At 73.2% G+C, this 7,692-nt stretch carries 7 protein-coding genes; 4 read left to right on the top strand and 3 right to left on the bottom strand.

Going from position 1 to position 7,692, the window contains the following annotated elements; translation table 11 throughout:
- Window positions 1-1,038 (top strand): chaplin (locus tag AC067N_RS22950; RefSeq protein WP_478680731.1); only part of this gene is annotated, 1,038 nt, incomplete at its 5' end.
- Between the two features lie 70 nt (window positions 1,039-1,108).
- On the opposite strand, the gene AC067N_RS22945 is transcribed toward AC067N_RS22950, so the two are convergent.
- Window positions 1,109-1,297, bottom strand: coding sequence for a DUF5703 family protein (locus AC067N_RS22945; protein WP_005485166.1), 189 nt, complete (start codon window positions 1,295-1,297; stop codon window positions 1,109-1,111).
- Window positions 1,298-1,345: 48 nt separating this feature from the next.
- On the opposite strand from AC067N_RS22945, the gene AC067N_RS22940 reads away from it, so the two are divergent.
- The gene (locus AC067N_RS22940; RefSeq protein ID WP_478680730.1) at window positions 1,346-2,026 is read left to right on the top strand and encodes a hypothetical protein; all 681 of its coding nucleotides are present in this window, start codon (window positions 1,346-1,348) and stop codon (window positions 2,024-2,026) included.
- Between the two features lie 83 nt (window positions 2,027-2,109).
- Here AC067N_RS22940 and AC067N_RS22935 read toward each other — a convergent pair whose 3' ends face one another.
- Both AC067N_RS22935 and AC067N_RS22930 read right to left on the bottom strand, forming a co-directional pair.
- Entirely contained in the window at window positions 2,110-4,377 is a 2,268-nt protein-coding gene (locus tag AC067N_RS22935; RefSeq protein ID WP_478680729.1) for a helix-hairpin-helix domain-containing protein, read from the bottom strand.
- Window positions 4,374-5,357 carry an aldo/keto reductase gene (locus AC067N_RS22930; protein ID WP_478680728.1) on the bottom strand — a complete coding sequence of 328 codons (984 nt, stop codon included), beginning with the start codon at window positions 5,355-5,357 and terminating at the stop codon, window positions 4,374-4,376. Before AC067N_RS22930 ends, AC067N_RS22935 begins: the two co-directional genes overlap by 4 nt.
- 201 nt (window positions 5,358-5,558) lie before the next feature.
- Here AC067N_RS22930 and AC067N_RS22925 point away from each other — a divergent pair, with 201 nt between their 5' ends.
- Both AC067N_RS22925 and AC067N_RS22920 read left to right on the top strand, forming a co-directional pair.
- Complete coding sequence (locus tag AC067N_RS22925; RefSeq protein ID WP_478680727.1) at window positions 5,559-6,614, top strand: LLM class F420-dependent oxidoreductase; 1,056 nt, start codon at window positions 5,559-5,561, stop codon at window positions 6,612-6,614.
- Window positions 6,615-6,849: 235 nt separating this feature from the next.
- Window positions 6,850-7,638 carry a ferritin-like domain-containing protein gene (locus AC067N_RS22920; RefSeq protein WP_478680726.1) on the top strand — a complete coding sequence of 263 codons (789 nt, stop codon included), beginning with the start codon at window positions 6,850-6,852 and terminating at the stop codon, window positions 7,636-7,638.
- Window positions 7,639-7,692: the final 54 nt, after the last annotated feature.

Below are 7,692 nucleotides of genomic sequence, written 5' to 3'. Positions count from 1 at the left end.
AGCAACGACTGTTCCAACGGTGGTGGTGGCGAGGCGGGCTCGTCCACTGGCGGCGGTTCCCAGTCGGGCGGTGAGACCGCCGGCTCGCCGGGTATCGGCTCCGGCAACAACGTGCAGGCTCCGGTGCATGTCCCGGTGGACGTGTGTGGCAACGGCGTCAGCGTGATCGGTCTCGGTAACGGGGGCGTGACCAACGACTGTTCCAACGGTGGTGGTGGCGAGGCGGGCTCGTCCACTGGCGGCGGTTCCCAGTCGGGCGGTGAGACCGCCGGCTCGCCGGGTATCGGCTCCGGGAACAGCGTGCAGGTTCCCGTGTACACCCCGGTGGACGTGTGCGGCAACGGCGTCAGCGTGATCGGTGTCGGCAATGGGGGCGTGACCAACGACTGTTCCAACGGTGGTGGTGGCGAGGCGGGCTCGTCCACTGGCGGCGGTTCCCAGTCGGGCGGTGAGACCGCCGGCTCGCCGGGTATCGGCTCCGGCAACAGCGTGCAGGTTCCCGTGTACACCCCGGTCGACGTGTGCGGCAACAACGTCAGCGTGATCGGTCTCGGCAACGGGATGACGGGCAGCGACTGCGGCGGCGGAGGTACGCAGGAGACCCCTGGTGGCCCCCAGCAGCCGGGGCAGCCGGGCCAGCCGGGCCAGCCGGGCCAGCCGGGGCAGCCGGGGCAGCCGGGGCAGCCGGGCCAGCCGGGCCAGCCGGGGCAGCCGGGGCAGCCGGGCCAGCCGGGTGAGCCGGGCCAGCCGGGTGAGCCGGGGCTGCCGGGTGAGCAGGGCCAGCCGGGTGAGCAGGGGCTGCCGGGTGAGCAGGGCCAGCCGGGTGAGCAGGGGCTGCCGGGTGAGCCCCGCGGCCCGGAGGGCCCCGGTAGTGGCACCAACACGCCGGGCACCCAGACCCTCGACCAGCCCGAGGCCGTCGGGGAACTCGCCCAGACCGGTGCCGAGGTACCGCTCGGCCTGGCTCTGTCGTTGGGCGCGGGCACGCTCCTCGGGGGCGCCCTGATCTACCGCAAGGCACGCGCCGCCGCGCTGTAACCGGCTCCGCGCACAGAAAACGGAGCGGGCCCCGTACCAGCGGGGCCCGCTCCGTCTCGTTCTGCTCACATCACCACGTGGCCCGCACCTGGCGGATGATCCGTCGGCGCAACCGCACCCTGCGGCTGCCATCGCGCAGCAGACTCAGTCGGTCCAACTCCCAGTGTCCGTACTCGGCATGGTCCGTCAGCAGGCGTGTCGCGTCCTTGCGGGAGACCCCGCGAGGTACGTACACGTCGACAAATTCGTATTCCGGCATCGGTATCTATTGTGCGGGCTGGGGCCCGGTACGGATAGCGTCTGCACTATGTCTGATGCTGCGCAGCCCACCGCTGCCGAGGTACGCGCCGCCGCCGAGGCGGTCAAGACCGCGCTCGACCGCCACCTGGCCGCGGTCGAACGCCGGTCGGGTGAGGACGACCCGGCCGTCTACGAGGCGTTCAACGAGCTGGCCGCGGCCGCCGAGGAGTACGACGAACTGCTCTACGACCGCTACGACGAGGTCACTCCCTTCGAGATCCCCGGCACCGAGGACATGCCGCCGTACACCGGCCCGAAGGAGCCGGGCGCGCTGAGCGTGCTGATCCGCCGGGACTACACGGTGGCGGAGCCACAGCGGTTGCTGGCCCAGGCGCAGCGGGTGGAGGCGGCCGACGAGCCGTCCGTCGCAGCCGCCGGCGAGGACGAGGCGTCGGCCACCGTCCACGGCGCCCTGGGCATCCTGTTCGGTGAGTTCGAACCGGACGAGATCGCCTCCCGGCACAAGGAGTTCGGCCTGGAGGAGGGCGACTCCACGCTCTGGGTCACCGCCGGGGACGACACGGCCTACCCCGGCGAATGGCTGGAAGCCCCGTTCGAGAGCGTCGACCCACAGCGGCTCGTCTGCCGCTTCGACGTCAGCGCGGTCTTCGACGATGACGAGGACGATGCGGATCTCGAGGACGAGATCGACTCGGAAACGGACCCGGACGAGGACGACGAGGCATAACCGGGGGCACCCGTGCCGCTGGGGCGGCACGGGTGGGCGCAGCCGCACCCGGCCGGATCCACCCCTCCGAGCGGTCAGCGCTCTCAGCCGGCCGGGGGCACCTGGGACTTCAACAGGGCCGGCAGCCGTGTCGTACGCGGCTTCGCCGGGACCTCGGCGACCGCCCGGGGCAGCGCCTGCTCCACACCGTGGACGACGGACAGATGCCGCTCGGCCCGCCCGAAGGCGGTGTAGACCCAGGGGCGACTGAGCGCCGCCCCCGCGTCCCCCGGCAGCACCACCACCGCGGCCGGCCAGCGGTGCCCCACCGCCTGGTGCGCGGTGAGCGCCCATCCGTGCCGTACGGCCGTGTCGACCCGCTCCTTCGGTACGACGACGGCGGCCCCCGCGCACTCCAGGTGCAGCCCCTCCGCGTCGGCCTTGACGACGCGGCCCGGCGTCGTACGGCCCGGCACGGGGGAGTGGACCACACGGTCGCCGGGGTCGAACCCGCCGAAACGGCCCGGACCCGGGTTCAGCCGTTCCTTCAGGGCCGCGTTCAGCGCACGCGTCCCCGCCGCACCCCCATGCCCGGGGGTGATCACCTGCACCTGCTCGGCTGGAATGCCGAAGGCCCTCGGCACGGAGTCCACGACGAGCTGCACCGTCCGGTGCACCGCCTCCCCGGCGTCCCGCACCGGCACGATCACGACCTCCTTGCCGGGCGCGTCCACCTGGTTGAGCTCACCGATCCCGATCCCGGAGACCAGCTCACCGATCGGGCCCGGGTTCGGGGTCCGCGAGGCGATCTGCGGGCAGGCCCGGGCGGTGAGAAGGTCCGCGAACACCCGCCCCGGTCCGGCGGACCACAGCACCCCCGGATCGCCGCTGAGCACCAGCCGGGCCCCGTCGGGCAGCGACTCCACCAGGAGAGCGGCGGTCTCCACATCGAGCTGCGGAGCGTCCAGCACCAGCAGCAGATCGAGGTCCAGCGCGCCCTCGGCGTCCCTGCCGGGCCCCTCGGCACCGGCCAGCAGCCCGCCCACGGTGACCACGGCGGAACCACCGGTGCCGGCGGTGCCGGAAGCCCCGCCCTCCTCGGTGGACGTCCCGGCCGGGGCGTTCGCGCCGGCGGCCGCGACGAGCGCGGCGAACCGCTGCCTCCCGTCCGTGCTGTGCGTCGCCGCGTACGCCCGGAGCCCGAGAGCCCGGGCGGTGGAGATCAGTGCGGCGGGTTCCGCACCGGCGGCCTCGCCGCCGGTGTGCAGGACGAGCCCGTGCCCGGCGACCGCGCGGATCAGCTCGGCGGCGGAACGCGGCGCCGCCGCGGCCGCGGACGCCCAGTCCGCGGCGTCGTCCTTGGGCAGGGAGTTCACCACACGGGCCAGACCGTCGGCGAGGCTCTCCTCGGCGAGGGCGTAACGCTCCAGGCCGACCAGGACACGCACCGGGCGCTCCTGCTCCGCCTCGTCGTCCTCTGCCTCGGCGGCCGCCGGGACGGGCGGGGCGTCGTCCAGCGCGTCCTGGAAGATCAGGGCCTCGCCCTCGGCGACGGCGCTCTGCACGGCCTCGTCCGGATCCGGCACCGCGCGCCGGGCCAGTGCGGCGGTGAGCGCCGGGACCTCCAGCGCGGTGTGCCCGGCGACGGCGGCCTGCTCCAACAGCCATACGGTGAGAGCCCGGCCGCGTCGCTCGTCGTCGGGGCCGCACTCCGGGCCGAGCAGCGCACGCGCGAACCCGTCGGCCTGCTCGGGCCGTACCCCGGGGACCCGCAGCAACTGCCAGGGGTCCTCGCGCAGTCGGGCGCCGGCGCCCTCTCCGAGCACCTCGGCGACCTGCGGTGCCAGCGCCTCCGGAGCGCCGCCCCCGGCCAGCACCGCACGCACGGCGCCGACGGTCTCGCCGGACGGAGCCGCGGCGACCGGGGCGGCCGCCGGCTGCGGGCGTCGCACCGGCTCCGGAGCGGGCCGCCGAGGCGCGGGCTCCGGTTCCGCGAAGACGGTGGCCGAGGGCTTCTGCCCGCCCTCCACGGCCCGTACGGCCGCCAGCAGGTCGGCCGCCGTGCCGCTGAGCTTGGTGCCCGCCGCGATCGGCCCCTGCTTCTCAGCCTTCCGGCGCTCGATCCGCTCCCGCTCCAGCCGCTGAGCCGCCAACTCGGCCTGCGCCTCGGACAGGTCGGCGGTGCCGTCGGCCGTCTCCGTCGTCTCCGTGCCGGCCCCCTCGTCCTCCGCGGCCCCCTCGTCCTCCGCCTCGGCGCGTGCCGTCCCCTGGTCGTCGGGTGTGCCCTCGGCCTGCGGGGTCCCGGCGTCGGGGGTTCCGTCGGCCCGGCCCCCCGGCTCGTCCGGCTCCGTGGTCGCGGGCTCCGTGCTCACAGCGTGCTCCAGTCGTGATCGGGATAGCGGTGCACGGGCGCCGACACGTCGTCGAGCGCCCGGCAGATCTCGTCAGGAAGACTAAGGGTCTCCACTGACAACGCCGCCGTGAGCTGGAGCGCGTTGCGGGCGCCGACGATGGGCGCGGCGACGCCCGGCCGGTCCCGCACCCATGCGAGGGCGACCTGGAGCGGCGTCACGGCGAGCCCGTCCGCGGCGGTCTGCACCGCGTCCACGATGCTGGTCGCCGTCTCGTCGAGGTACGGCGCGACGAACCGCGCCATGTGCTCCGAACCGCCGCGCGAGTCCGGCGGTGTGGCGTTGCGGTACTTCCCGGTCAGCACCCCGCGGCCCAGCGGGGAGGAGGGGAGCAGTCCGACGCCGAGGTCCAGCGCGGCCGGCAGCACCTCGCGCTCTACGCCGCGCTGGAGCAGGGAGTACTCCATCTGCGTACTGGCCAGCCGGGTGCGTGTCCCCGGCGCGGCGAGCTGCCAGGTCGCCGCCTTCGCGAGCTGCCAGCCGCAGAAGTTGGAGACGCCGGCGTAGCGGGCGCGGCCGCTGCTGACGGCCAGGTCGAGGGCGTGGAGCGTCTCCTCCAGCGGCGTCTGCGGGTCGAAGGCGTGGATGTGCCAGAGGTCGACGTAGTCGGTGCCGAGGCGGGCCAGGGAGGCGTCCAGGGCGGCGAGCAGATGGCCGCGGGAACCGTCGAAGCGGCGGTCGAGGTCGGGGACGCTGCCGGCCTTCGTGGAGATGACCAGGTCACGGCGGGGCACGAGCCCGTCCATCAGCTGTCCGAGCAGATACTCGGCCTCGCCGTCGCCGTACACGTCCGCCGTGTCGACGAGGGTGCCGCCCGCCTCCCAGAACACCTTCAACATGTCCGCGGCGTCATGCTCGTCCGTGTCGCGGCCCCACGTCAGGGTGCCGAGCCCGATCCGGGACACGCGCAGGCCGGTGCGGCCGAGATGCCTCTGCTCCATGGACGCCGACATTACTGTCCGGAGTTCGCCGTGTGGCGGCCTGTGGACAACCGATTTCCTCCCGCTCCTCCTCGGGGACCGCGCCCCTGGCCGCCCGCACCCGCCGAGGAACCCCCGCCCCGGGGGCCCACGCGGGGAACCGGACGGTATGGTCGGCCGGACAAGGGACGTTACTGATCGGTATGGGGAAGGCTGGTCTACATGGAGCTCGGGATCAACCTCGGCTACTGGGGCGCCGGAATGGACGGGGACAACCTGGCCGTGGCCCAGGAGGCCGACCGCCTCGGCTACGCGGTGTGCTGGGCGGCGGAGGCGTACGGCTCGGACGCCGCGACCGTGCTCAGCTGGGTCGCCGCCAAGACCGAACGCATCGACGTGGGCTCGGCCATCTTCCAGATCCCGGCCCGCCAGCCGGCGATGACCGCGATGACCGCCGCGACGCTGGACTCGCTCTCCGGCGGCCGGTTCCGCCTCGGCCTCGGGGTGTCCGGCCCGCAGGTCTCCGAGGGCTGGTACGGCGTGAAGTTCGACAAGCCGCTCGCCCGCACCCGCGAGTACGTCGAGATCGTGCGCAAGGCGATGACCCGTGAGCGTCTGTCGCACGAGGGCGAGCACTGGACGCTGCCGCTGCCCGGCGGCCCGGGCAAGCCGCTCAAGCTCACCGTGCACCCCACCCGCGAGCACATCCCGCTGTACATCGCGGCGATCGGCCCGAAGAACCTGGAGCAGACCGGTGAGATCGCAGACGGCGCGCTGCTGATCTTCCCGGCGGCCGCGCACCTGGAGGACACGGCCGTCAAGTACGTGCGCGCGGGACGCGAGAAGGCCGGCAAGACCCTCGACGGCTTCGACGTGTGCCCGACGCTGCCGATCGCCGTCGGCGACGACAAGGACGTGACGACGCTCGCCGACACCTTCCGCCCGTACACCGCGCTGTACGTCGGCGGCATGGGCAGCCGCAAGCAGAACTTCTACAACCAGCTCGCCCAGCGCATGGGTTACGAGAAGGAGGCCGCCGAGATCCAGGACAAGTACCTGGGCGGCGACAAGGCCGGTGCCGCGGCCGCCATCCCGCACGAGCTGATCGACCAGACGACGCTGCTCGGCTCCGTGGAGCGCATCGCCGACCGGATGCGGGCCTACGCGGAGGCCGGTGTCACCACCCTCACCCTGGCGCCCGCCGGCTTCACGCTGGACGAGCGGATCGCCTCGCTGCGGGCCGGCACCGAGGCCCTGGAGCGGGCCGGGCTCGCGTAACGGGGGGCGGCCCGCGGTCACCGCGGACCCGGAGAAGTACTACGGCCGTGGTGGGGGCTCGGGGGTCTTCCCCGCCACGGCCGTCACGGGGGACAACGCGGCATCGGCCCCCTCGGTTACGCGTCTTCGCGGCCCTGTCGTCCTTCGTTTGGCGGATTTGTCCGACACAGCTGTTGCCTGGCTCCTGGTACCCCATTTGACTCGATTTTCAGGGTCCTGCAGAGAGGTGCCTCAGATGCTTTCGGCCAAGAGTCTGTTCCAGGAGATCATCGACGACGACGAGTCGTTCCGGCTGTTCTGCTCCATCGCCGCCAGCGGCGAGTCGCAGGGCGGCTGGGAGAACGCGCGCATCGCCGCGCTCGTCCCGGCGGGCGAGCGCGCGCTCGCCCCCAGGATCACCCGCCATGGCGCGGACGAGGACAAGCACGGACGGATCTTCAACGCCCTCATGAGAAAGCGCGGCCTCGAACCCGTGGAGGTCCCTCCGGAGACCGACTACACGATGCTCCTGGAGCGCAACGGCATCGGTCTGGCGCACGAGAAACTGCAGTCCGACCAGGCCCTCACGGTGCGGGACATCATCGTCTACCTGTCGCACAGCCGCGTCACCGAACAGCGCGCCTCCGAACAGATGGTGATGCTCCGCAAGCACTTCGCCGACCACCCGGAGATCGGCAAGGCCGTCCGGATGATCTCCGACGACGAGGACAACCACCTCGCGTACACCCACGAGGAACTCCTGCGCTTCGCCGCCGCCGGACACGGCCGGCTCATCCAGCGGACGCTGCGCGAGTGCGCCCTCGCCGAGATCGCCGTCTACCGGGACGTCAGCCTCGCCGTCATGGCCCACATGGGGCGCGTCCTCGGCTGGCCGAAGGCCAAGTCCGTCCTGCTCGCGGCGGGCATCCGCGCGGTGTACGCCTATGAGCGGGCGTTCGGCTGGCGCCGCATGGTCACCCTGGAGATGCCGGAGCGCCGAGACGCGCTCGGCGGACCGGCGACCACGGCGGCCGAGTTCGCCTGAGACCCCCGAGCCCGGACAGCCGCACGCGCGGGTGCAGCAAGCCCGGCGCTCCCC

Source organism: Streptomyces sp. NPDC042364 (genome assembly GCF_056437585.1).
The sequence above is the reverse complement of the archived record's forward strand: the minus strand, read 5'-3'. Positions and strand labels throughout refer to the sequence as shown.